This window comes from Cohnella sp., from assembly GCF_041640265.1.
Classification (GTDB): Bacteria; Bacillota; Bacilli; order Paenibacillales; family Paenibacillaceae; genus Cohnella.
Genome location: NZ_JBEQAP010000039.1, coordinates 26,908 through 52,779 on the forward strand (window position 1 = coordinate 26,908; position 25,872 = coordinate 52,779).

The 25,872-nt window shown below is 49.1% G+C and carries 21 protein-coding genes; 16 read left to right on the top strand and 5 right to left on the bottom strand.

The annotated features are described in order from the left end of the window. Position 1 precedes the first annotated feature (1 nt). The 5 genes from ACESLK_RS22090 to ACESLK_RS22110 all read left to right on the top strand — a co-directional run bounded on the left by ACESLK_RS22090 (position 2) and on the right by ACESLK_RS22110 (position 5,269). Positions 2-925: a type II secretion system F family protein gene (locus tag ACESLK_RS22090; protein ID WP_373231879.1), complete on the top strand. Its 924-nt coding sequence runs from the start codon at positions 2-4 to the stop codon at positions 923-925. Between the two features lie 64 nt (positions 926-989). Continuing rightward, positions 990-2,633: a GspE/PulE family protein gene (locus ACESLK_RS22095; protein ID WP_373231880.1), complete on the top strand. Its 1,644-nt coding sequence runs from the start codon at positions 990-992 to the stop codon at positions 2,631-2,633. 1 nt (position 2,634) lies between these two features. After that, positions 2,635-3,483: a response regulator gene (locus tag ACESLK_RS22100; RefSeq protein WP_373231881.1), complete on the top strand. Its 849-nt coding sequence runs from the start codon at positions 2,635-2,637 to the stop codon at positions 3,481-3,483. A gap of 221 nt (positions 3,484-3,704) precedes the next feature. Continuing rightward, on the top strand, positions 3,705-4,193 hold the full coding sequence (gene infC, locus ACESLK_RS22105) for a translation initiation factor IF-3 (RefSeq protein ID WP_373231882.1): 489 nt from the start codon (positions 3,705-3,707) through the stop codon (positions 4,191-4,193). After that, on the top strand, positions 4,190-5,269 hold the full coding sequence (locus tag ACESLK_RS22110; RefSeq protein WP_373231883.1) for an acyl-CoA dehydrogenase family protein: 1,080 nt from the start codon (positions 4,190-4,192) through the stop codon (positions 5,267-5,269). Before infC ends, ACESLK_RS22110 begins: the two co-directional genes overlap by 4 nt. On the opposite strand, the gene ACESLK_RS22115 is transcribed toward ACESLK_RS22110, so the two are convergent. Together ACESLK_RS22115 and ACESLK_RS22120 are read right to left on the bottom strand one after the other, a co-directional pair. Beyond that, positions 5,256-6,329 (bottom strand): YncE family protein, encoded by a 1,074-nt coding sequence (locus ACESLK_RS22115; RefSeq protein WP_373231884.1) that lies wholly within the window; start codon positions 6,327-6,329, stop codon positions 5,256-5,258. The two genes, ACESLK_RS22110 and ACESLK_RS22115, sit on opposite strands and share 14 nt — an antisense overlap. A gap of 171 nt (positions 6,330-6,500) precedes the next feature. After that, positions 6,501-8,537, bottom strand: coding sequence for a molybdopterin-containing oxidoreductase family protein (locus ACESLK_RS22120; protein WP_373231885.1), 2,037 nt, complete (start codon positions 8,535-8,537; stop codon positions 6,501-6,503). Between the two features lie 138 nt (positions 8,538-8,675). Between ACESLK_RS22120 and ACESLK_RS22125 the strand changes: the two genes are divergently transcribed. From ACESLK_RS22125 to ACESLK_RS22160, 8 genes are all read left to right on the top strand, one after another. Beyond that, entirely contained in the window at positions 8,676-9,788 is a 1,113-nt protein-coding gene (locus ACESLK_RS22125) for a WD40/YVTN/BNR-like repeat-containing protein (protein WP_373231886.1), read from the top strand. After that, positions 9,778-10,053, top strand: coding sequence for a MoaD/ThiS family protein (locus ACESLK_RS22130; protein WP_373231887.1), 276 nt, complete (start codon positions 9,778-9,780; stop codon positions 10,051-10,053). Before ACESLK_RS22125 ends, ACESLK_RS22130 begins: the two co-directional genes overlap by 11 nt. Positions 10,054-10,347: 294 nt before the next feature. Further along, a complete protein-coding gene (locus tag ACESLK_RS22135) occupies positions 10,348-10,548 on the top strand; it encodes a cold-shock protein (RefSeq protein ID WP_232182287.1) in 201 nt (66 codons plus the stop codon). Between the two features lie 77 nt (positions 10,549-10,625). After that, positions 10,626-10,856: a cold-shock protein gene (locus tag ACESLK_RS22140; protein ID WP_373231888.1), complete on the top strand. Its 231-nt coding sequence runs from the start codon at positions 10,626-10,628 to the stop codon at positions 10,854-10,856. Between the two features lie 302 nt (positions 10,857-11,158). Beyond that, on the top strand, positions 11,159-13,597 hold the full coding sequence (nirB, locus tag ACESLK_RS22145; RefSeq protein ID WP_373231889.1) for a nitrite reductase large subunit NirB: 2,439 nt from the start codon (positions 11,159-11,161) through the stop codon (positions 13,595-13,597). A 21-nt stretch (positions 13,598-13,618) separates the two neighbouring features. Beyond that, positions 13,619-15,967: a nitrite reductase large subunit NirB gene (gene nirB / locus ACESLK_RS22150; protein ID WP_373231890.1), complete on the top strand. Its 2,349-nt coding sequence runs from the start codon at positions 13,619-13,621 to the stop codon at positions 15,965-15,967. Beyond that, entirely contained in the window at positions 15,968-18,088 is a 2,121-nt protein-coding gene (gene nasC / locus ACESLK_RS22155) for an assimilatory nitrate reductase catalytic subunit NasC (RefSeq protein ID WP_373231891.1), read from the top strand. 215 nt (positions 18,089-18,303) lie between these two features. Next, the gene (locus tag ACESLK_RS22160; RefSeq protein ID WP_373231892.1) at positions 18,304-18,858 is read left to right on the top strand and encodes a guanylate kinase; all 555 of its coding nucleotides are present in this window, start codon (positions 18,304-18,306) and stop codon (positions 18,856-18,858) included. Between the two features lie 575 nt (positions 18,859-19,433). On the opposite strand, the gene ACESLK_RS22165 is transcribed toward ACESLK_RS22160, so the two are convergent. Continuing rightward, positions 19,434-20,228, bottom strand: coding sequence for a (2Fe-2S)-binding protein (locus tag ACESLK_RS22165; protein WP_373231893.1), 795 nt, complete (start codon positions 20,226-20,228; stop codon positions 19,434-19,436). Between the two features lie 51 nt (positions 20,229-20,279). Further along, entirely contained in the window at positions 20,280-20,576 is a 297-nt protein-coding gene (locus ACESLK_RS22170; protein ID WP_373231894.1) for a hypothetical protein, read from the bottom strand. 139 nt (positions 20,577-20,715) lie between these two features. Between ACESLK_RS22170 and ACESLK_RS22175 the strand changes: the two genes are divergently transcribed. After that, positions 20,716-22,575 carry an LTA synthase family protein gene (locus ACESLK_RS22175; protein ID WP_373231895.1) on the top strand — a complete coding sequence of 620 codons (1,860 nt, stop codon included), beginning with the start codon at positions 20,716-20,718 and terminating at the stop codon, positions 22,573-22,575. Between the two features lie 37 nt (positions 22,576-22,612). Then, positions 22,613-23,272 carry a phosphatase PAP2 family protein gene (locus ACESLK_RS22180; protein ID WP_373231896.1) on the top strand — a complete coding sequence of 220 codons (660 nt, stop codon included), beginning with the start codon at positions 22,613-22,615 and terminating at the stop codon, positions 23,270-23,272. Positions 23,273-23,359: 87 nt separating this feature from the next. Here ACESLK_RS22180 and ACESLK_RS22185 read toward each other — a convergent pair whose 3' ends face one another. Further along, positions 23,360-23,962, bottom strand: coding sequence for a TetR/AcrR family transcriptional regulator (locus tag ACESLK_RS22185; protein WP_373231897.1), 603 nt, complete (start codon positions 23,960-23,962; stop codon positions 23,360-23,362). Between the two features lie 217 nt (positions 23,963-24,179). On the opposite strand from ACESLK_RS22185, the gene ACESLK_RS22190 reads away from it, so the two are divergent. Continuing rightward, positions 24,180-25,682: an MDR family MFS transporter gene (locus ACESLK_RS22190; RefSeq protein ID WP_373231898.1), complete on the top strand. Its 1,503-nt coding sequence runs from the start codon at positions 24,180-24,182 to the stop codon at positions 25,680-25,682. Positions 25,683-25,872: the final 190 nt, after the last annotated feature.

The following is a 25,872-nucleotide window of genomic DNA, read 5'->3' on the forward strand; positions in this document are numbered from 1 at the left end:
TATGCTATATGCAGCCTTTTGCATGACGGTCACTCTAACGATCTATTCGTTTTTCGTGCTCCGGGAAGAAAGGAAGAAGCTTCTTAAGCGGCGGCTCTCCCATATTACGGGAATAACAAGCGAGAGCTTGCCAGTGCCGGCTCAATCTGACGCGCGGGAAGCAACGCTGCTCAGCCGGCTATTGCAGCCGGTCTGGAAGGAGTTTCGGCGCGGCTTCGGCCGTAAGCTGGAGGAGCGCAAGGAAGCGAGGATAGAGCTCAAATTAATGCAGGCTGGACGGCCCTTCGATATGTCGCCGGTAGATTACAGAATCGCGCAGCTGACGGTCCTTGTCGTTTTTCCGGGACTCTCCGCCTTTTATGCTTACATCTTGGACATCGGGTTTGCATCATCGGTTCTGTTCGTATTCGTCGGATTGATATTGGCCGTCCTGCTTCCGGGTTACTACTTGCGCCTAAAGTCGCGGTCAAGGGCTAAGCTTGCGCTCCGGGAGCTCCCGGATGTGCTGGATCTGTTAACCGTAAGCCTTGAGGCGGGACTTGGTTTCGATGCTGCGCTCAGCAAGCTCATTTCCAAGAAAGAGGGAGTTCTCGCGGGGGAATTCAGACGTTGTCTCGAGGAAATCCGGCTTGGAAAAACAAGGCGAGAGGCGCTCACCGGCGTTAAAGAACGGCTTGAGCTTGAAGAGCTTAAGGTGCTGATCAGCAGCATTCTCCAAGCGGAGAAGCTTGGGATCGGGATGGTGCAGGTGCTTCGCATCCAATCGCAGGAAGTGCGAGAGCAGCGTAAACAACGAGCGGAAGAGGAAGCGATGAAGGCTCCAATCAAGATGCTGTTTCCGCTGGTGCTGTTTATTTTTCCGAGTCTGTTCATTGTCCTGCTTGGTCCTGCGGTCATTCAATTCATACAGGTGTTCGCGAAATAGAATGCCGGGGAGACCCGTAACATCCACCTTGTTATTTATTTACTAGCGTTCGAAGGAGGACCTTATGCGTATCGGCGAACTTCTGGTCATGAACGGTTTGATTACAGCCGAGCAGCTCGAGCAGGTTTTGGAGGAGCAGCAGCGCAGCCCCGTTAAGCTTGGGGAAATCATGATCGGCAAAGGTTATATAAACGAACGCCAACTTACGGAAGCGCTGGAATTCCAACTCGGCGTGCCCGTCGTGAAGATGTCCGAGACAACTCCTGATCCCGCCTCCATCCATTTGATTCCTGAATCCCTTGCTCGCAAGCATCACGTACTCCCGGTCGGCCGGGATGGCGAAAAGCTTCGTGTGGCGATGGTTGATCCCCTTAACCATGAGGCCATCAAACAAATTCAGATGGTGTCCGGGCTCCGCGTGATGCCGATGATCACGACCCGTTCGGAGATGGATGAGGCGATCGTCCGTTACTACGGATCGGACGAATCGTCGGAAGAACTGGAACGCATTCTGCAAGCCGGTATCGAACATAAGGTGTCAGGCATCCATCTCGAGGCGGCGGAACAAGGATTGACAGTTCGGTTCCGGATCGGCGATACGCTGCAGGAACACGGGATGGTGGCAAAGCCGAAGCAGCCGTCCCTCGTCGAGCGGATCAAACGGATGGCGGGCTTGACGGTGGAAAACCGATCGGTTCCGCAATTCGGACGCTATCGGACCGATGTCGATCATAAGCCAGTCGAGATTCGAGTGTCCACGCTGCCCACTTTGCATGGAGAGAATCTTTACCTGCTGCTTTCGGATCCATATTCCCCTTTACTGAAGCTGTCCGAGCTGGATTTCGGCGAAAATCATCTCCGGGAAATCGAGCAATCTCTTAGTCATCCCGGAGGACTTCTGATCGTATCCGGACCTCCAGGCGCCGGCAAAACGTCAACTGCCTATTCCCTGTTGGAACACAAACGGCTGGATGACCGGAAAATCATATGCCTGGAAGACCCGATCGGGAGGGTGATGCCCGGAATGACGCAGGTGGAAGTGAACGAGCAGTCGGGTCTGACGATGGCCCGGGCACTGCGTGCCGCGCTGCGGCACAAGCCCGATCTCATCCTGGTAGATGGCATGTCTGATGCCGACACCGCCGATACGGCGCTGCTGGCTTCCCGCTTCGGACCTTTAATCGTTGGGACGATGACGGCCCGCCATGTTTTTGATTCTCTGGGGAGATTGATGGCCATAGCGCGCGATACGGAACTGCTAGCATCCTCGCTCTCTTGCATCGTATCCCAGCGGCTTGCGCGGCGGGTTTGCCGGAAGTGCGCACAGTCCATACCTGCGACCGACGAGGAAATCCGCCGGTTCGAAGCAGCCAACCTTATGTCGCGAGAGGATTCGAAGAACGCCGCAAAAGGAACCTTCGGGAACTTCAGGTCCTTCGTCTTCACCCAGACCAGCGGGAAACCTGCTGTGAGCCGGGGTGCCGGCTGCAGAGCGTGTGGTGAAACCGGATATCAGGGGTATGTCGCCTTACAGGAAGTATTGACCATAGACGACCCGCTCCGTGAGCGGATCGCAAAGCGCAGTCCGATTCTCGAGATCGAGAAGCAAGCACTGCACAACGGCCACAAAAACTTGTTGTACGACGGTTTGGTTAAAGCCCGGGAAGGTCTCACTACAGTGGAAGAAACGCTGAAAGCAACGACATGACATGACAAAGGTGGACGTGATGATGGCTTACCGGTTCCTGGTAGTTGATGATACGAGTTTTATGCGGAAAATGGCGGCCGATTTCCTGCTGCAATTCGGCTATGAGGTAGCAGGAGAAGCTTCGAACGGTAAGGAAGCCGTTCAGTTATACGAGGAACTGAGGCCGGATGTCGTGATGATGGATTTGACGATGCCGGAAATGAGCGGTTACGATGCTATTAAAGCCATCTTGGCGATCGACCCGGATGCCGTGGTGCTTATTTGCTCGGCGAGCAACCAGAAGGATTTAATCGTCGAAGCGATGGATGCCGGAGCCAAAGGGTACCTGATGAAGCCTTTCAATTCGAATCGATTGCAAGAGGTCATCCGCAAATATGTGGAGCCTTTTTTGACGCCGCAAGCTTTACCGGAGACGGCTTCCCAATTCGAAGCTCCGCATGAATCACCGACACCGGAGGATGAAGACGGATTGGCAGTTGAGATAGCTGAGACGGAAGGTGAGGCATTAGGCGGATTTGCGTCCGAGATGGACAACATCGCGAAGGAGCAGGAACCGACGACCGATTATGTAAAATCAAGGGCCTCAACCCACAATAAAAAGCCCGCCGCTGACTTGAACAAGGGGAATGGGAAATTAAAAAGCTTCGTCAGCAGTCTCATGTGCCATTGGCAGGAAGAACGGAACGGAGTAATAGCGGATTACTCCGTCGTCTACACGGAAAGCGACAATGAGCTGTTTATCGAATGGAGAGACCAAGGGGATCAGAAGCAGGTCATCCCGCTCACCCTTGATGGCTTCCGCCAACTGGCCGAATGGCTGGAGGATCACCTAAGTGCTCGGCAGGGTTAAGGAATGCCCCCACCTAAAAAAACAACGTGCCGGAGAGAATTCCGACACGTTGTTTTTTTAGGTGAGGTGACAAACCGCCAGCGGTCTAACGATGTCACGCATCGCTTTATGTACCAGATCGCCATTGTGTGATCACCTATTGTGCTATAATTGGCGAGATACTCTAGACAATAACTATGGTAGTTCCGATTCGGTCTGATTGAAAGTGGAGGCTGTATCTTATGATTCTAAACGATAAAATAAAAGCAACAGAGGTTCTCTTAACGGGAGTGAATGGAGAAAGCTTGGGGATTGTCGCGACAAGTGAAGCTTTGGCGATGGCGCGTAAGCTAAAGGTAGATCTCGTATGCACCTCTCTCTTCAGCAGTCCACCGCCCTGCAAGCTTGTCTCGCGGGGAGCGGCAAAGCAGGAGGCCGCGAAGGAAAAGCAGGACATCAGGAAGAAGGAACAACCGCTTAAGCTGAAAGAAATCAGGCTGACGGCGAATATTGAAGATCATGACTATGAGACGAAGCAGCGGCAAGCGGAGAAGCTGCTTTCCTCGGGCATCGCGGTTCAATTGGTCGTGAAGCTTCAGAACAGCAAAGAAGGAGCTAAGGCGAAGGAGTTGTTAGAACGTCTTCTGAAAGAGTTAGCTGCCAGCGGTAAGAAGGAATCTGGTATTCAGGTTAGCGGCAAACAAGCGGCTATACGAGTTAATCCGTTATGAGCATTCCAGATAAAATCGTCTGCGAGGTTAGAGAGAACGCCAATAACAAGGATAATGCAGGTACTCTTACCCCGCAAATTCTAGCGTATATGTACGAGGCTAAGCTGTTTAAGTTATTCGTGCCGAAGGATTTGGAAGGCTTAATGCTTCCCTTGCCAGAGGCATTACGAGTCTTCGAGAGGGCAGCTTGGATCGATGGAAGCTTTGGCTGGCTGGTCACGATCGGTTCGGGCGGGGGGTTCTTCTCTGCAACACTCCCCCCAGAAGTGTCTCCCCTATTGTTTGGTCATGCGAAAGCCGTAGTTGCCGGAAGCGGCCATCCGAACGGGATTGCTCGGCGGGTAGAAGGCGGATATGAAGTAAGCGGTCAGTGGAAATATTGCAGCGGCTCGACTTATGCCAGCTTGTTCACGGCAAACGGTCGTATCGAAGGGGAACCGGGAACAGAGCCTGAAATCCGTTCCTTTGCCTTCCTGCCCGAACAGGTAACGGTAATCCCGGATTGGAATTCATTTGGCCTGAAAGCGACCGAAAGTCATTCTATCTCTGTTAAAAAAGCCTTCGTACCGACGGAACGTACCTTCAATATAATGAGCGTTCCCCATTATGACGATCCGATCTTCCGCTATCCATTCCTTCCTTTTGCCCAAACCTCATTCACTGCGGTATGTCTGGGCATTTGCCGGCATTTCTTGGAGGAAGCCCGTTCCTTTGCAGCGCTGCGGCAAGAAGAATGGACGCAAACTCGACCGTTACGAATAGCGGCGCTGCTACATATACTCGAAGAGCAAGAAGCCTATTTCGAAGCGGCTGCCTCAAGGTTTTATGAGACGGTTGAAAGGACTTGGGCGGACTTCGTAAGTAGCGGCCAGCTCCCAGAGCAGGATGAGCGTGAGGTCGGACGCTGCAGTCAGGAGGCTGCTTCCGTTTCCTTGTCCTGCGCGCATGCGATTTTTCCGCAGTTGGGTATGGCCGCCCTTATGGAAGATAGCCTCATAAACCGAATATGGCGCGATTTGCATACGGTAACTCAGCATTCGGTACTCGTTCCTGAAGCTTACTTCATCCGCGAATAACGGATAAAGTACTGCTGTTGTTATTTGTAACATAGACGTGATTTGTCGTTTCGTTCACGCATAAATCTTGTGGGCCGGCATCAACCTGAAGGGTCTCAATGACTTTGTGGCCCTCTCCGCTAATGACTGAGACGGTACCTCTCTTTAGGTTAACGGATGAATTAACGGTATAAATTCGGTTTAATCGTGCGTTGATCCCAAGGGCTGATGGCTGGTTGCCAACCTGAATGGTTGCAAGGATCATGTGATTACTTCCATTAATGACAGTTACATCATCGCTGTTCAAGTTCGCTGTATAGATTCGGTTAGTTGCTGAATTGATCTTCAAATCAACGGGGAAGGTACCTACGCGGATGGTCTTGATTACCTTATTCGTCTTACCGCTAATCACCGAGACTGAATTGCTGTTGGTGTTTGCGACATAGATTCGATTCGAAGCGGTGTTAATGGCAATGCTGTCAGGTTCTGTTCCGACGGGGATGGTCGATACGACTTCGTTAGTTGCGCCATCGATGACAGTAACGGTTCCCGCTGCGAAGTTAGATACATAAATCCTGTTGGTAACTGAATTGACAGCCGCGTTGAAGGGGGTATCCCCGACACTTACTGTTTTGAGAACTGAAACTGTACGTCCTGAGATTACCGTTAATGTACCGCTTTCTGCATTGGTTACATAAACTCGGTTTGTGACGGGGTTAATCGCAATACTGGAGGAGTCGATCCCGACAGTTGCAGAGGAAATGACTTGATTGGTATGTCCGTCAACGGCCGTAACGGTACCCCGAAAACCCTGGGGAGTAGAGGTGGTTGCTGTGTTTAAAGTAAAAATTTGATTGGTTCGGTTGTTAACGACGAGGTAATTCGGAGTATTCTCGATGGAAATGTCTTCTATCAGCGTGCTTGTTTGACCGTTAATGACAGCTAAGGAATCATTTAATAGGGTGAGGTAAACTCGGTTCGTTCGGAAATTGACGGCCACATGCTGTGGTGAGTTGAGTGCGATTGTCGATATGACTTTCGGCGTGGAGGAGGGTGGGGCAGAGCTTTTTACGGTCGTCATCGGTATTGTCCTCATCCTTCCGCTAGGCATTTAGGACATTGTATTCACTCTTTAAGGGGTTGCTTGTGCAAGAACCTATGTGCCGCCTAGCATTCTTTACGACGATATCCCCTCCACTCAGGAGCCGTATGGGCATACTGAGCGAAGGGGATATCGTCGTAAAGGTTTAAGTTATAGCTTCTCGATATCCACGCGAGTCGAGAAGAAGGTCGCTCCGCCGCCCATGTCGGATAGGCGCTGGGAGGTTAGGGCATTGACGGATTGAACGCCGTCATTCCCATGCTCCCACCATAAGCCTTGGCTGACAAGGACGCCGGGCAGAACATTGCTTGCGGTTTTAACGGTAATCTTGCATTCCCCGCGTTCATTCCATATTCGCACCCGATCACCGTGCTGCAAGCCCAAGGCTGCGGCATCTTCGGCGTGCATGTCGAGCATGGGCTGCTTCTCTAAACGCTTCAACCGTTCCTGATTGCCGAAGGTTGAATTAATGAAGCTATGATTAGGCCCGGTAACAAGTAAGAAAGGCAGGCCCTCAGGCTCCGCAATTGGAACATATTCGGGAACGGGCGAAAGCCCGGCCTGAAGCATGGCATGCGAATAAAACTCTATTTTGCCGGAAGGCGTGGGGATTCGATCTGGATACAAAGAGGGACGGTCCAGCTTCATCTTCGTCCACCCTTGCTCTTGAAGCCTCTCGTAAGTGACGCCATCCAAGTGAGGATTGTCATGCTCGAGCGCTTCCCGAATCATCTGCTCCTCCGTTATATTGAATATCTCCGGTTCAAAACCCATCTGCACGCCGAGCTCCTTGAACAATGTGAAGTTGGATTTGCACTCCCCCATGGCCTCGATGATCGGCTCGTGCAGTTGCAGGTATAAATGCCAATAAGAAGCGAACAGATCCCGATTCTCAAAGTGGCTTGTGGCCGGCAGTATCAAGTCTGCATAACGGCAGGTGTCCGTCATAAACAAGTCGTGTGCAACGGTGAAGAGATCCTCTCTCATCAAGCCTTGCCGTACCTGATTCTGATCAGGAGCAACGACCGCCGGATTGCTGTTGTATACGAATAGCATCTTAACGGGCGGAGTCGTCTCTACCAATGCTTCTCCTAAACGATTCATATTAATAGAACGAACATCCGGATCCGGATGCAGATCAGGACGTTCAAGCTGCACGCTGTTTAGTGCGGAATACCATCCGTTCCCTTTAAGAGCACCGCCGCCTTGAATACCCCATTGTCCAGTCAGAGCCGGCAAGCAGACGATCGTACGAATGGCCATGCCTCCATTATCGTGGTGCTGCAAGCCATTGCCGATTCGGATGAAAGAAGGAGATGTCGTGCCATATTCACGCGCTAGAGAGATAATATCCTCCGCTGGAATCCCTGTAATTCCGGATACCTTCTCAGGAGGATACATTTTAGCTTGGACGGCAAGCTCCTCGTAACCTGTCGTATATGCAGCGATGAAGTCGGAGTTCGTCAAGTTTTCCTTGATCAGCACATGCATGAGCCCCAGCGCCAAAGCGGTATCTGTACCCGGAAGTATCGATATGAACTGATCTGCCCATACGGAGGTACGATTGCGGTGGACGTCGATGTGAATAATTTTGGCGCCTCGCTTGCGTGCTTCGTTCAAATACATGACCTGATGCATGTTGGTCGAGACGAGATTACAGCCCCAGACGAGAATTAGCTTGGAGTGTACGGTATCCTCCGGGTCAATGCCGGCCGTTGCCCCCATTGTGTATCGAAAGCCCTCTGCTCCCGCGGAGTTGCATATTGTTCTGTCTAACTTGCTTGCGCCGATGCGGTGAAAGAAACGACGATCCATCCCCTCGGCATTAAGGATCCCCATATTTCCATAAAAGCTGTAAGGAAGAATGGCATCGGCGCCATGCTCTTCTATTGTAGATTTAAATCTAGAGATAATTTCTCCATAGGCATCTTCCCAACTTATTCGTTCGAATTCGAGGGAGCCCTTCGGGCCGGTTCTGCGCATCGGATATAGGAGTCGATCTTTATGGTAAACCCGTTCGTTCAGGTGACGGACTTTGTTACAGATTGCACCTCGGGTGACAGGGTGCTCTGGATTTCCATCTATGGATACGATTCGTTTATTTTCTAATTTGACGTTTAAGCTGCAGGTATCGGGGCAATCAAAAGGGCAGACGGAACGGACGATTTTTATTTCAGTCGCTGACATGCTTTTTTTTTCACGCTCCACTAGAGGATAGGTTAATTATACAGGAAATCGGTTAGCAGAACTATTTTCTGAGAGAGGATAATCCGATCTTTTAACGAATTTATGTAAGAAGATGTAAACATGTCTGGAGGGAATTTCGTGGCTAAACAAGTGAAGCTGCTAGTAGGTACGAATAAAGGTATTTTTGTGTACTCTTCGAATGAAGATCGCCGAGATTGGAAGTTGAGCGGTCCCTACTTGAGTGGCTGGGAAGTGTATAGCGTGCTTGGCGATAGCCGGAACGGGCACACCTTGTTCGCTGGCACCTCTCATGCGGCTTACGGGGCATCTATTCGCGCCAGCTATGATTTCGGAGAAACGTGGACGCAGATCGAACAAGGACCAAGTTATTCCCCGGAAAGCGGATTTGCATTAAATCGAATTTGGCAACTTGTGCAGGGGGCTCCCTCGCAGCCGGATACTTTGTATGCGGGGGTTGAAGAAGCCGGAATATTCGTAAGCCAGGATCGGGGTTTGTCTTGGCGAGAGTTAAGCGGATTGACAAGCCACCCTACGCGTCCGAGCTGGTTTCCCGGTGCGGGAGGCATGTGCTTGCACACCATTATCATAGACCCAAATCGACCGGAAAAAATGTGGGTGGCTATGTCGGCTGTTGGCGTGTTCCGTTCTGATGATGGAGGAGAGACGTGGCAGGCGAAGAATGCGGGTCTAGCGCGTGTGCCCACTGGACAGCCCTATGAAGAGGTAGGTTATTGCATTCATAAGATGGTTGCAGACCCAAAGAACCCGGATCATCTTTATATGCAGGAGCATTGCGGCGTGTTCAAGTCCGTAGACGGGGGAGACAATTGGACACCGATGGAGGAAGGCTTGACCATGCGGCAAGGCGACGAGCCGTTCGGATTTCCTTTCTGTGTTTCCCCTACGGGAGATTTATTCATCATCCCGCTGGAAAGCTCGGAGCAGCGTTCGATGAAGGACGGCAAAATGCTCGTATACCGCAGACGCCAGGGCGAGACAGAGTGGCTTCCGATCGGGAACGTCCTTCCCGAGGAGCAAAGACATGTCAGCGTGCTGCGGGATGCGATGTCAGTTGACTCGCTTGATCCGTATGGTCTCTACTTCGGTACGACTTCCGGTGAAGTATTCTGCTCCGTGGATTGCGGAGTAAGCTGGCAACGTCTGCCGGGTCAATTATCGCGTATTCTATCGGTGAAGCCGTGGATTGTGGAGGGCGAGGATGGAGATTGAGGTAAGCGTCCCCGCTTTGCTTGCGGATTGTACGGGAGGCAAAGCGCGTTTTCCGCTTGCAGCACATACGCTGCAGGAGGCGCTGGATCGCTTGTTCTATGATTATCCGCTGCTGAAGCACCATGTATTCACTGAACCGGGAAAGGTTAGACAGCACGTGCTCATTTGCTACAACAAAGACAATATAGCTTGGCTGGATACCCTGGATATCCCCCTTCGTCATGGTGACAAAGTGTTTATCATGCAGCTTGTGTCCGGAGGGTGAAGAAGAATTAGCATAAGATTTTATTTAATGGCTATCCTAAAAGCTCGACGCTTACATTTCAAGCGTTGAGGGCAAATGTTCGATGTAAAGGGAGTGTTAAAAATTAAGACGTAAGGAGAATGAGTTTGCATTTTATATGGGAACCTGTTAAGATAAGAACTATCGAAATCGTGACCTGGATTCACAAAATGGAAGGGTTATTATTTTGTTAGACATAACCTATTTCATTTTGTGGATTTTTTATTCGTATGAATAAAAAAGTTCATGAGGCAATAGAAGTTGGAGGTGAATTACATGCAAACAGGTACAGTTAAATGGTTTAATGCAGACAAAGGCTTCGGTTTCATCGAGGTTGAAGGCGGAAACGATGTATTCGTGCATTTCAGCGCGATCACTGGTGACGGCTTCAAAACTTTGGACGAAGGACAACGCGTTCAATTCAATGTGGTACAAGGCAACCGCGGACCACAAGCGGAGAACGTTGTTAAACTGTAATTCTAACAACAAAGGTGTCCTTAACTGATCGTTAAGGGCATCTTTTTGGTTACGCTATAGCAAAAGGAGGTTCGTCCATGTACTCGCGGAAGAAATCGTTAGAGGAAATCCCTGAAGAGATGACGGCGATCTGGTCCTGTACGAGTGAAGGCTGCAAAGGTTGGATGAGAGATAATTTTGCATTCGAGACCGTCCCAACCTGCGGGATTTGTCACACACCTATGGAGAGCGGAACAAGAATGCTGCCCGCGCTTATCAATACGAATAGGGATCAGAAGACCCTTCGTAAAGGTGTCTCAATCGGATAATCATGCATGCGAGAGAGCACCGCAAGAGGTGTTCTCTTTCTTTTTGTTGATTATATGTTATGTATTATAACATGGAAAAAATAAAGAAAACACTCTTTTCTCCTTAAAGGATGTTTATCAGCAATTGTGTGTGATGATTATTGACATATGCAGGTTAGCCATCTATACTGTTAATATAATTTAATTCATAAACGAAGTGATCCAGACACAATGACGTGTTATCACTCTGGCAATGAAGCCTGTCCTTCTGTTTAACAGAAGGATGGGCTTTTTATGGTTAAAGCAAGGAAGGGGAGACCGAGATGAAAAAGAAGTTAGTGCTGGTTGGCAACGGTATGGCGGGGGTTAGCTGTGTGGAACAGCTGTTGAAATTGGCTCCGAATCGCTATGAGATTACGATTTTTGGTAAAGAACCTCATCCTAACTATAACCGCATCTTGCTGTCCTCTGTGCTTGCTGGTGACGCAGATATGAAGGAAATCGTAATTAACGATTGGTCTTGGTACGAAGAAAATCATATTACGCTTCATACCGGTCACACGGTAAGCCACATCGACAAAGAACGGAAGCTCGTTAGCACCGATGGCGGAATAAGCGTTCCTTATGATGAATTGATTATTGCAACGGGTTCTCTGCCGTTCATGCTCCCGCTTCCAGGCGCGGATAAGGAAGGGGTCATCGCCTTCCGCGATATTAAAGATTGCGAGACGATGATCGAGACGTCCCGTAAATATAAGAAAGCGATTGTGATCGGCGGTGGATTGCTTGGTTTGGAAGCGGCACGCGGATTGCTTAATCTGAATATGGAAGTATCCGTCGTTCACATCCATCCTTTTCTAATGGAAAGGCAATTGGATCAGCCTGCTTCGATAATGCTGCGACGGGAGCTAGAGGGCCAGGGAATGAAATTCCTGCTCTCCAAAAATACGGAATCGATTATTGGCAAGAAACGGGTTACAGGCGTGAGGTTCACGGATGGGTCAGAGGAAGCGGCGGACTTAGTCGTCATGGCCGTTGGTATTCGCCCTAACATTTCGTTAGCGAAGAGCAGTGGAATAGAGACCAATCGTGGAATTGTTATCAACGATTATATGGAGACGGATGCGCCCCATGTATATTCCGTTGGTGAATGCGCGGAGCATCGAGGTATTGCATATGGATTAGTTGCCCCGTTGTATGAACAGGGAGCGGTACTTGCTAAGCGGCTTGCGGGCTTGGATACGCAGGGTTATGAGGGCTCTGTTGTCTCTACTAAGCTGAAGGTATCCGGAGTGCAGGTGTTCTCCGCTGGGCAATTCAAAGATGAAGCGGATACTCGTGCCGTTCGCTTGCAGGATGAGCTGGAAGGCGTTTATAAGAAAATCGTGCTTCGCGAAGGCAAAGTGATTGGAGCCGTTCTCTTCGGAGACACCGCAGATGGATCTCGCTTGTTCGCGATGATTCGAAGCGGGGAAGATGTGACGGGCAAGGAAAAGGAAGTTCTTCTGGGTGCATCCGCGGGTGGAGGCTCAGCGAAGTCCGGCGTCGAGCTGGTTGCGGCGATGAGCGAGGATGAAATCGTATGCGGCTGTAATGGAGTGAGCAAGGGTGCGATCGTACAAGCGATTCAAGACAAAGGCTGCTCCAGCTTGAGCGAGATCAAGGCTTGTACGAAAGCGTCAGGGTCCTGTGGAGGCTGCAAGCCATTGGTTGAGGATGTGCTGACCTATGTGCTCGGGGCTGATGGCGTCAAAACCGTCAAGGAGGGCATATGCGGATGTACGACTCTAGGCCGGGATGAGGTAGTCGAGGCCATCATGTCCATGCATTTAACGACCTCTAAAGAGGTAATGAATGTTTTGGAATGGAGTAATCCGGAGGGCTGCTCCAAGTGTCGTCCTGCCCTTAACTACTACCTAGGCATGGCATGGCCGGAGGAGCATGAGGATGAGAAGGAATCCCGCTTCGTTAATGAACGCAATCATGCCAACATCCAGAAGGACGGCACCTATTCCGTTGTGCCGCGGATGTATGGCGGTGTAACGACACCTAAGGATTTAATAAAGATCGCCCAAATCGCTGAGAAGTACGAGGTTCCCCTTGTTAAGGTAACAGGCGGACAGCGAATCGATCTGTTGGGGGTTAAGAAAGCAGATCTGCCGGCAATGTGGGCAGAATTAGATATGCCGTCAGGGTATGCGTACGGTAAATCGCTGCGGACTGTCAAAACATGTGTGGGATCAACCTTTTGCCGATTCGGTACCCAAGATGCCATCGGAATGGGTATCAAGCTTGAGAAGAAATTCGAACGTTTATACACTCCTGCTAAGGTAAAGATGGCTGTCTCCGGTTGCCCTCGGAATTGCGCGGAGGCAACGATTAAGGATTTCGGTGTCGTCGCGATTGACGGCGGCTGGGAGCTGCATGTTGGAGGCAATGGCGGGACGAAGCTTCGCGGCTCCGATCTGCTCTGCAAGGTAAAGACAGAAGAAGAGGTTATCGAGTGGGCGGGTGCTTATTTGCAGTATTACCGGGAGACCGGCAAATACAATGAACGTACATCGGAATGGCTGGAGCGTGTGGGGCTAGATACCATTAAGGCAGCTTTGGATAAACAGGAAGACCGGTTTGCGCTGGTTGAACGAATTGAGAAAACACTTAGTTTAATGAAGGATCCGTGGAAAGAAATCATCGAGCAGAAGCGATTGAATGAAACCTTCGTCCCGCTGGCTTCCGAAACACCCGTTTCCTTGTTGAAATAGATAGCTGGAGGTCGTCTGCATATGGGAAAACAGAAGCTGGTGTTGATAGGCAACGGGATGGCGGGCGTCCGATGCATAGAGGAAATTCTTAAGCTCGCGCCGAATGCTTACGAGATTACGATTTTTGGCAGTGAGCCGCATCCCAACTATAACCGCATTATGCTATCCAAGGTGCTGCAGGGCGATACTCAGATCAAGGACATTACGATCAACGACTGGCAGTGGTACAAGGACCATGGCATCACCTTATACGCGGGGAACCCCGTTGCTCATATTGATATCAAGGGGCGCAAAGTAATTAGCGCTAGCGGTATTACGGTCGATTATGATCGTCTTATTCTGGCGACGGGCTCCTTGCCGTTTATGCTGCCGCTGCCCGGCGCGGATCTGCCAGGAGTAACTGCGTTCCGTGACATAAAGGATTGTAATACGATGATGGAAGCATCGCGCCGATACAAGAAAGCCGTAGTAATCGGCGGTGGGCTGCTCGGTCTCGAAGCAGCGCGAGGGCTGTTGAACCTCGGGATGGAGGTTGACGTTGTCCATATTTTTCATCATCTCATGGATCGTCAATTAGACCTGGAATCGGCTCAGATGCTGAAGAAAGAACTCGAGAAGCAAGGCATGCGTTTCTTGCTGGAGAAGCATACGGAAAAAATATTGGGCAAGAAACGGGTAGAGGGCTTGCAGTTTAAGGACGGCACCAAGGTGGCGGCTGATCTCATCGTGGTTGCCGTCGGTGTAAGACCGAATATCAAGCTGGCTGCAGAAAGCGGTATTCAGGTGGATCGGGCTATTGTTGTTAATGATCAGATGGAGACGAATATTCCGGGTGTTTATGCTGTTGGTGAATGTGCCGAGCATCGCGGAGTGACGTACGGATTAGTTGCCCCTCTCTATGAGCAAGGGAAGGTGCTTGCCAAGTCGATCTGCGGGATAGCTGCGGAAGGCTACCAAGGTTCGATCCTTTATTCTCAGCTCAAGGTTTCGGGAGTCGAGGTTTTCTCGGCAGGTGAAATCCGGGATTCCGAGGTTGCGGCAACTATGAAGGTTGTAGATGGTATTCGGGGCACCTACAAGAAAATAACCGTCCAGGACAATCGTATTGTCGGCGCCGTTCTGTTCGGGGATAGCAGCGAAGGCAACAAGCTGCTTAGTTACATCAAGCAAGGAGCAAGCGTATCTGTACTCGATCAACAAGCTGGCAGTACGTCGGCGGATTCGGATGAGGATTACGTGTGCGCCATGTCGGATAAGGAGACGGTGTGCTCTTGTAATGGGGTGACCAAAGGGGCGATCGTATCCGCAATCCGATTAGATAAGCTGGATACCTTCGAGCAGGTAAGGGAATGTACGAAAGCATCCAGCTCCTGCGGGGGCTGTAAGCCGATCGTATCTGCGATTCTGCGGGTGACCTTGTCCAGTGATGAGGACATCGAGCAGGTCAAGGAGACGGTTTGCGCATGTACGGAGCTAAGTCATGATGAGCTGAGGGCAGCTGTAAGTAAGCGCGGCTATAAGACGGCTATGGAAGTCAGAGAGCAATTAGGCTGGAAAAAAGCGGAAGGCTGCTCTATCTGCCGACCTGCCATAAGTTACTATATGGGTTACTTAAATGGCGACTCGTTAGATGCGGTCATTCCACTAGCAGATGGAACATACTCGATTGCTCCCCGGATGCACGGAGGTCTTGCCGGCTCTGAGCAATTACGGCGAATTGCGAATGTTATCGACAAATACGGCGTTCCCCATGCCAAGATCGGGGCTTCTGGATTTGAATTGCTTGGTATTGAGAACGAGAAATTTAAGGATGTCGTTAAAGAACTGGAAATGCCTATCGCGAGTGCAGGCTATGGTCATCCAGTAACGGTTGCTGCTTGTGAGGGCTTGCGGTATGACCGATATGCGCTGCAGGATTCAATAGGTATGGCCGTCGCTTTGGAGAGGCGGCTCGAGAGCGTGCAAATGCCTGCACCCTTATCGGTTGCGGTGTCGGGCAGTCCCTTCCATCGAGCGGGAACGTTAGCCAAAGATGTAGGTATTGTTGGAGCCCCGGGGGGCTGGGAAATTCATGTCGGAGGCAATTCTATTGGGTCGCTCCGACAAGGACAGCTGCTTTGCACGGAGGCGGTTGACCGGGAAGCGCTCGAGATGGCGGCGTCTTTCCTGCAGGCTTATCGGGAGCAGGCGTACTTTGGTGAAACGACCTGGGAGTGGATAGAACGAATCGGACTTATCGGAATCAGGGAGTATTTGTTTAACACGCTTCATCGTGCGGGCTTGCTGGAACGTTTGGACTCCGAAAGGAATATAGGGTTAGCAATGAGTACAGAACTGCAGCCATTGGCTGCCTTGGAGCAGGTGAAGTAAATGAGCCAAAGCGCAGAGATACATGAATCAGTGACAACCTCAGTATTCGATACGCAATGCCCCTTCTGCAGCGTACAATGCAAAATGCAGGTGGTAGAGCAGAGGGTTGGTGCGAAACAAGCGACGTATACTGTAGCTCCGAAGCCGAACGCCGCTTCGGAAGGACGACTATGCATTAAAGGGATGAATGCTTATCAGCATGCCTTAACGGCTGAACGGGTTTTGTATCCGATGGCTCGCATAGATGGCGAGCTAGTGCGTGTATCCTGGGAAGAAGCTTATAAGCTTATCCACCACAAATTCGCAGAGCTTCGCAGCCGCTATAGCTATGATGCTATCGGTGTTTACGGCGGAGGATCGCTGACTAATGAAGCGGCTTATCTGCTTGGGAAGTTCGCTCGAGTGGCCCTGCAAACCAAATATATCGATTATAATGGGCGATTCTGCATGTCCGCGGCTGCTTCCGCAGGGAACAAAACCTTTGGCATGGACCGTGGTTTAACGAATCCTCTATCGGATATCCCGCTTGCGAAGTGTATCATTCTCGCTGGGACGAACATTGCCGAATGCCAGCCTACCTTAATGCCGTATTTCACAAGAGCGAAGGAGAACGGCGCCTTTATTATCGTAATTGATCCTCGGGAAACTGGAACGACTGCGATTGCGGACCTGCATTTGAAAGTAAAGCCGGGAATGGATGCTGCGCTGGCTAATGGTTTGCAGAAGGTTCTTCTGGAAGAGGATTTGCTGAATCGAGAATTCCTATCGGATCGTACGTCGGGATATGCGGAGCTGAAAGCTCATCTGCAGCAATTGGATTTAGAGGAAATTGCCGAGCTAACAGGTGTGTCTGTTGAAGATATTCGCAAGGCTGCCTTGGCCTACGGTAAAGCAGCTACAGGAATGGTGTTTACTGCACGCGGGGTGGAGCAACAAACCGATGGATATATGGCGGTAAGGAGCTTCTTGAATCTCGTATTAATGACAGGCAAGATTGGCAAGCCGGGATCGGGCTATGGAGCAATTACTGGACAAGGAAACGGACAAGGCGGTCGGGAGCATGGGCAGAAAGCCGATCAGCTTCCAGGCTATCGACTAATAGAGAATCCGGAGGACCGGGCTCATGTCGCGGGGGTTTGGGGAATTGATCCTCGCGAGCTGCCTGGCAAAGGGGTTTCTGCCTACGAGATGATGGAAAAGGTTCATCAACAGGAAATACGCGCTTTGTTCGTGATGGGCTCCAATCCGCTTGTGTCGAATCCGAATGCCAATTTCGTAGAAGAGGGCTTGAAGAAGCTCGACTATCTCGTTGTGGCGGATATGTTCCTCTCTGAGACGGCTCGTTTGGCCGACTTAATCCTCCCTGTATCTGCTTATATAGAAAATGAAGGAACGTTGACTAATATGGAAGGGCGCGTTCTGCTCCGTGAAGCGAATCGTCCAGTACCGGGAGAGGCTAAGCATGATTGGGAGATTCTATGCGACATCGCGGCTGGGTTGGGAAAAGAGGAGTATTTCGGCTTTCAATCCGCGGAATCGATCTTTAATGAACTGCGCTTAACCACTCGAGGCGCGATAGCTGATTATTACGGTATTACGTACAATAGGCTTCGTGAGGAGGAGGGCGTCTATTGGCCTTGTCCATCCGTTGATTACAAGAGTACGGGAAGGCTATTCGAACACTCATTCGCGCACTTAAGCGGCAAGGCAGAGCTAACTGGTGTGCCGAATCACATGCCGGATGAGCCTACAGACGAAGAGTATCCTTTAACCCTTACCACTGGGAGGGTGCTTACGCACTATTTAACGGGTGTTCAGACTCGCCGAAGTCATTCGTTAGCTGCGAGGGATATTGAATCCTTTGTGGAGATTCATCCTCGTACGGCTCGCAAGCATGGAATTGCGGATGCATCTTTGGTGCGATTGGAATCCAGAAGGGGAGAAATCGTCGTCCGAAGCCGCCATACGAGGGAAATTCGGGAGGATACCTTGTTCGTGCCTATGCATTGGGGAGATATCCAAAATGTAAATAAGCTTACGAATCCGACGTTGGATCCAACCTGTCGAATGCCTGGCTTCAAGGCATGTGCGGTCAAGGTTTCATCCATGTATACGAATTGAACTAAACAATAAAGGGTTATTCCAAAAGTCGGTGACTTCTGGAATAACCCTTTTGTTGTTCGCGGCACTTATGATTTATTGACGAGAATAGGCTTTCCTCTTGAATTGGTAAGCCGAAGCTCTGCATGGCGTTCCGGTCGAGTGGGCATTAATAGGTTACTTTTTCAGCCATTTTGCCGATATAAGAAGTAGGATCTAAGTTTAGGGGGGGTAACATGGCTAATTCAATGATCTTCGTGTTAACCGGAACGAGCGGCTCGGGACGTAAATCCGTAGCCCGTCGAACCGGAGAGAAGCTAGGATGGTTGCCTGTTCGCTCCTGTACGACTCGCCCGCCCCGCAATCCGGATAAGCCGGACGAAGATTATCACTATATAAGTGTTGAGCATTTCGAGGAATGGGAGCAGAGCGGCAAGTTTATTCAAACCGTCCAGATCGATAAATATAAATACGGCGTTCTGCACAAAGAGCTTGAAACCGTCCTGGCTAGCAATCATAACGTCTATCTAATCCTGAATCGCGAAGGGGCTTCATCCCTAAAGCAATTATACGGAGACCGCGTCGTTCGGATATTCATTTATGTTGACAAGCAATCCGTACGAGAGAGGCTTGAGAGCAATGGAACGGGATATGAGGTTATTGATAGTTACTTGGAACACTACATGGAAGAAGTGACTTACCGTAAAATGTGCGAATATGTATTCGAGAATGTGGAGTTAGGGCGGACGGTGGACCATATTTGCGAAGCGATGAAGAATTATAAGTCCTAACCAAAAAAAGAGATTGGCAGTAAATCTGCTCAATCTCTTTTTTTTCTACGATGGCATAATCATCTAACATTATATCCCTATTGGTAGCCGATCCTTAAGGGAGAAAACCCATTTGCTATCAGAATTCTGAAAGATCTATTGAGGTTCGCTGAGAGACAACGGACTGCGGACTATATTTCAAGCAGCCTCGTACGAGGACGAAACTAATAGTCGTCTCATCATTGTCGTAAAAAGAGGCTGTCGATTAACAGTTCCTAACTTCGGAAATCTGCGGGAAACCACAAAATGTATGCGAACAATCATACAAAATGAGCGTCATACACATCGAATCAGTCGATTCTATACGAAATTTCATACAAAAAATTTGATTTGAGCCCGGATTCTGTAAATGTATGCGAAAAATCATATATATTCTCTGCATCTGTATGTTCACGTTAAAAATGTCCACAATTAATCGACAGCCTCGAAAAGCAAACAATGAGAGCGCCTCGGTGTACTTCGTAAAGCACGCTATAGCTCACCTACGAACAGCGAGAAAGTTATGTTCGATGATTGTGCCGTCGTAGTTTTTTTGGTTATGCGCTCTGCCCTTGCCGGTCAGCTTCAATCTTCAGCTTCATCTCTGCGCGCTCTTCATCCTTAAGTAATGGACAGTTGTAACATTTTACACCGTTCTCCCGTCGGTAATACATGCAGCATGAAGAGCGTATCATGATCTGGTTACCCGGCTGATAAGGGCTGTCAATATAACACGGGGTATGATCGAATGGGTTTTTCCTTCTTAGATTAAAGGTTTCTGCAGGTAAGCTGCTAAGAAGCAGGAAGTCTTCTTCGAGGAGCTGCCTAGCGGAACCTTCAGCTGCATGGGATCTTAGATAGTCCATTGTGTAAGACATTCGAGCGCCATATTGGTTCCAAATCATGGCGGGCTTGAATCCAGCGCTGCCCGCGGTAGCTTCTATTAAGGGGTTCATCGTTTCTTCGAAATAATGCTTCCATTCCGCGAGGAGGGCTGTTTCACGATCATTCGCGGGGAGTTCTGTCCATTTCAATTCTTTCAGCTTAAATACGGCCTGCGCATAATCGCCGCTGGATTGTAGTTGGATCGTGAGATTCTCAAGGGAGAGGTCCAGCACCCGGTTGTACCGGGACATGACGAATTGCTTCGTCGCCGCCAAGCCGAAGTATGCCAGACCTAGAAAGGAAACGGCCAGCTCAAGACCAATGCCTTTGACCAGCACGGATCCTCTTTGAAGGAGTTCTAACATCTTCTCATGCTGAAGGATATCGGTGGCTGCTATGGAGTAAAGAGGAGCTTCGCTTCCCTTTGTTGAAATATGGAAGTGCTCCTCTGCGATTCTCAAGTCCAATATAATCCCATCCATCCATTACTAATTGGAGTCTTAGAAGATCCAGGCGAGCTACTCGCGCAAACAGATAACATGAACAAGCTGTGCGTTCGCTGTCACTTTGATGACGGCATGGGCAGAATCATACTCGGCGGAGCCGAGACCTACTTCTGCATTGGTTTCGGATCCAAGCATATAGAACAAATCATCCGCCAGAGTGCGAATACAAATTTCACGCTCTTCTTTCCCAAGTTCTTTCCAATCATCAGCTTCCATTTCGAAAGCCTCATAGAAATTTGGGATTGTTTCTATAGCGTGAGACAGGTCATTCAAAATATGATCATATTCTCTTGTGTAGGATATAGCCATGAGGGTACCCCTTTCGCATTCGATTAGATTGCTTCATTATAAGCGACAGAGAATTCTTTAGCCAACCTTTAGGTTATCTTCATTGAAGTAGTACTTTAACAGTGAGTTTACATTCGTTATAATAAATGAGGTTCCGGAGGTGATCGGCTTGCAATTGTTTCGTCGGCTGGGAGTGGTATTATCCAAGCCATTTATCTTTTTTTCCTTAATGATGATTCTAAAAACTTATCTGGTTACTATCGTTATATTCGACGGAGGTTCATTGTGGCTGCCGCTCGCAACTGGAATTCCGTCAGTCTGGGTGCTGTTCTGCCTCATTGAGTGGCTGGCAACTCGCAGGAAGCTGGGCGCATATGTCACTGTTAATTTGTTGCTGACTACTATTTTCTTTGCGGTCATTATGTACTACAAATATTTTGGGGTCATCGTGACTTATCATGCCTTGCAGCAAGTTAATCAAGTGACGGAGGTCAGAGGAAGCGTCTTCTCCTTGCTTCATCCTTATTTCTTGTTCATTTATACAGACATTGCCGCTCTGCTTCTGTTCTTATTGAACCGTCGGTTCCGAAAGTGGGGAAAGACACTTGCCGTTAGGGAATCCAATGTCTTGATTTCGGTTATATTCTTTCTTTCCTTGACAGCCAGTGTGTTAAACGTATGGATACATCGCGATAGCATTAACGAGCTGAAGCAGGCTGAAAGCATGGGTATTCTGAATTATGAGGCCTATGCGGTGTTTGCCAGCGCCAACAAATATGTGGTGGACCTAAGCCATATATCGACGGAAGCTATTTCGAAGCTAAAAGGCATCAAAGAAGCAGCTGCACCGATGTATTGGGGTAAAGCGCAAGGTAAGAATGTGATTATCCTTCAGCTTGAGGCGACTCAAAACTTCCTGCTAAATCTTAAAATCGACGGTCAAGAAGTTACGCCGGTGATGAACCAGCTTGCTAAGGAGCACTTCTATTTTCCGCATTTCTACCAACAGGTCGGTCAAGGAAACACCTCGGATGCTGAGTTTGTCGTCAATACTTCTTTCTATATCCCTCAGCATGGAGCTGCAGCACAGGACTATGGGAACTTAGCGCTGCCGAGCTTGCCGAAAGTACTGGGACAGCATGGATATCAGTCTGCAACGTTCCATACGAATGATGTGCAATTCTGGAATCGCAAGGAGCTGTATAAGGGTCTTGGCTTCGATCATTATTATGACTCGGAGTTTTTCGGTGAAGACGATATGGTTTTCTTCGGAGCATCTGATGAAGTGCTTTATGACAAAACGGCAGACGAGTTACTGAGGATGAGTCAAAGCGGCAAGCCTTTTTATGCGCAAATCATTTCGATGTCTTCCCATCATCCTTTTAATCTTCCAGAGCGCAAAATTCGCCTTCAGCTTCCGGAGCGTTACAAGGATACCCTTGTAGGGGACTACATTAAGGCACAGAACTATACGGATTATACGGTTGGCCTTTTTATAGAGAAATTAAAGAAGAATGGCTTGTGGGATCAATCAATCCTCCTGATCTATGGAGACCACCTGGGTTTGCCGTTATATTCGTTAGTCGACCGGGAGAAAGACCTCATGGAAGAAATTTACGGCCGACCCTATCATTTCTCGGAAATGCTTAATATTCCCTTGCTGCTCATCGCGCCTGGAACACAAGGCAGCTTACAGCCCCAGACTGGGGGTCAGGTTGATCTATTCCCAACCATAGCTAATCTGCTGGGGATCTCATTAAAGGATCACATCCACTTCGGTCAGGATATTCTGAATGCGAAGAGCAACTTGCTTCCGCAGCGTTACTATTTGCCTTCGGGGTCCTTCATTAACGATAATGGTATTTTCGTTCCGGGTAATGATTATAAGGATGGTACGAGCTATCCTCGGGACGGATTAAGTCCAAGTGAAACCGATTTGACGGCGGATGAATATAATCGCGCATTGGAATTGTTGAAGCTGTCGGATAGCTATGTCAGCAGCTTGCCAGTGCATGAATAAAGAGTTAATGCTACAGATATAAATAGGGGGTTAAGTATTGAAACTTAAATATATAGATTGGAAAAAGTATGCGCCGCTGTTGCTTATGCTTGTGTTTCCTTTTCTTGGAATGCTATATGCATGGACCAACAATGCAAACAATCAGGAAGTTTATCGTTTGATAACTGCTGCCGATGAAGCGATCCCTTTCCTTAAGGTGTTCTCAATTCCATATTCCATATGGATATTCTACATTTATGCTTGCTTGTTATATTTCTTTAAGAAGGACATCAACGTTTACTATCGGTCTTTATTGATTTATATCGTTAGTGCACTCGTCTGTTACTTGATCTACTCCGTGTTCCAAACGACGGTTCCTCGTCCGATGGTTATCGGAAGCGATCCTTTCTCCGAACTTATGCGCTACATTTACAACCGGGATCAGCCCTTTAACTGCTTCCCGAGCATCCATTGCTTCTCAAGCTACATGGTAATGAGACTGGTTTGGTCCAGTTCCTTCCGCAATAAGTGGAATGTAACTCTGATTACGGGAATGTCCAGCCTTATTATTTTATCCACTTTATTCGTGAAACAACACGTTATCATGGATGCGATCGGTGCAATTTTCTTAGTTGAGGTTGTTATCTCAGTTATTGTCCTTGCGGAGCGGATGTTCAAGTTGTCTCGCGAGCGTCAGAAGAGCACTTTCGGAGCTTAATGGCCAAAGGGAAAGGCTGTCCGGTTCTGCAGAAGGTAAGCTCTGCTAATCGGACAGCCTTTGTTATATGGGGTTGAAGTTTATTATTTATACGGGGGATGCCAAACGGCACATCTGACGAAAGCCTTGCTTCATCTGTTCCCGCGAATATCCCTTTTCCTGTTTGATATAGAAATAGCCAACGGGAGACAAGGAGCAGATAATGGCATGTGCGGTAAGGTCAGGGTCAATCGGTAATTGGGGATTCGCTCCCACAATCTCTACGATAAGCCCCGACATTTTTTCTCTGATAAACCGATACATTGGGGAATGAAAGAAATTACCTCGGTTATCCTGGCAGTTCATTTTGGATTCCATCTCGATGATTAAATCGGACCTTTCTTCCACGGCATCAATCCATAAATCTAGAATGCCTCCTAATCGATCTGCGGCAGGAGCATGCTGATTAATTTGCAAATAAGAATTCATCTCCTCCAAAATCTCTCGTCCGTAATCCTGAAGAATATCGAAACATAGATCGCCTTTATGGGCATACCTACGATATAAAGTCGCTTGTCCTATTCCTGCTTTCTTAGCAATTTGGTGCATGCTAACGGGATGAACACCATGTTCTTTAAAGAGACACTTGGCGGTTTGCAGGATTAATTTGCGGTGCTCTGCAGCGTCTTTTCGTTCGCGGCGAATGGACACGGTCATCACCTCATTTTACATAAATTTAACATTTTAGCCGTTGACAACCGGACAATTGTCCGGTAACATCGAAATTAAACGGACAATTGTCCGGTAAGTTGCGAGTTTACCTTTGTAGGGTCCATATGTCTTTATTGTAGCGTCAAAGCATAAGACGGTCAATGGACGAGAGAGACTGCGCAGAGGAAGCTCTATAATCTGGATAGGAGGGTAATGCATGTCTTCAAAAGCATCACCAACGGGAACGGAAGGTTCGGCATCTATTCGCAGCATTCTCGGGCCATTGATTGCCATCGTCGTCGGGATTTTCATGGTCATATTGGATGGTACCGCAGTTAATGTCGCACTGCCTAAGCTGCAGGAAGAGTTCGAGTTACTTAATTTGTCACTAGTGCAATGGACAGTTATCGGTTATGCGCTGGCGCAGGCTGCCGTTATACCTTTGGCTGGTTGGTTGTCGGATCGATTCGGAGCCAAGAAGGTATTCTTGATTTCGATTGGAATGTTCACAATCGGTTCAGCGCTCTGCGCGATGGCCAATACCGTGGAAATGCTCATTGCTTTCCGGATCATTCAAGGGGTTGGCGGGGGCGTGGTTATACCGATTGCCATGGCTTTTATTTACCGCTTGTCGCCTCCCGGCAAAGTCGGAGCCGTAATGGGTATGCTCGGTATTCCGATCTTGCTCGGTCCTGCGCTTGGTCCGGTCGTTGCCGGATGGTTGGTTGAATATCACAGCTGGCAATGGATATTCCTGATTAACCTGCCTATCGGAGTTATCGGTATTATACTCGGCATCCGCACTTTGCCGAATATTCAACGTCAAGCTGTCGCGTCATTGGATATACTTGGAATGATACTTGGACCTTTAGCGTTCGCTGCATTGGTTTACGGCGTTTCTCAAGGCGGTATAGATCCAGTAACGGGTGAATCCACTTGGGCAGATGCGACAACGCTCATTGGGATAGGCGTAGGCGTTATCGCGTTGATTCTGTTTATTCTCGTGGAAACAAATCGCCAAAGCCCTTTGCTGGAGCTTCGCGTCTTCCGTTCCGGAAACTTTACCAAAGGAATAATCGTGCAATGGATATCGCAGATCGCAATGTTCGGCACGATGTTCATGGTTCCGCTGTTTCTGCAGCAAGCCAAAGGGTATTCTCCTTTTGAAACGGGCTTGATTATGCTTCCTCAAGCACTGGCTTCCGGTGTGTTCATGCCAATCGGCGGAAAGTTATCCGATCGCTTTGGCGCCCGCCCGCTTGTATTGGCAGGGATGGCTTTGACAACGATTTCGGCATTGCTCCTGTCGGGTATAACTGCGGAATCCGGCATAGGTACGGTTATGTTGCCGCTGGCTTTATTGGGGGCAGGAATGGGGCTGTTCATGATGCCTCTGAATAACCATCTTATCCAATCCGCTCCGCAGAACCTGGTAGGTCGTGTGACTTCGCTTACGAATGCGGCGCAACAAGTCATGATGTCCTTCGCGATTGCCGTATTGACGACTCTTTCATCGACCAAGATGAAGGATCTGATGATCGAAACTGGCAAGCAGAGGCCTGATCTGGAGCTATATGCTTCCTCATTTGGTTATACGTTCTTGATCTTGGTTGGTATTGCGTTAGTCGGAGGATTGTTAGGTCTCATGATTCAGAAGCCTAAGAAGTCTGAAGACGGCTCCGAAGGCAATGCCGAAGCTCATATGGCGATTAGCCATTAATGGCAAAGTTGTAACGTGTTAATAAAATAGGAGAAGCTGCCCTCGAATGGGGCAGCTTCTCGTTTAGTGTCGCCCAGCATGGGCGTTATCTATAGGGTGCAAGTCCCGAATGGCGAAGGCAGTAGTAGTCATTAGCTTAAGACAAGGGTGTCCTCCGTGAGGTGGAATCTGAAGGAAGTCGGCGGCAAAT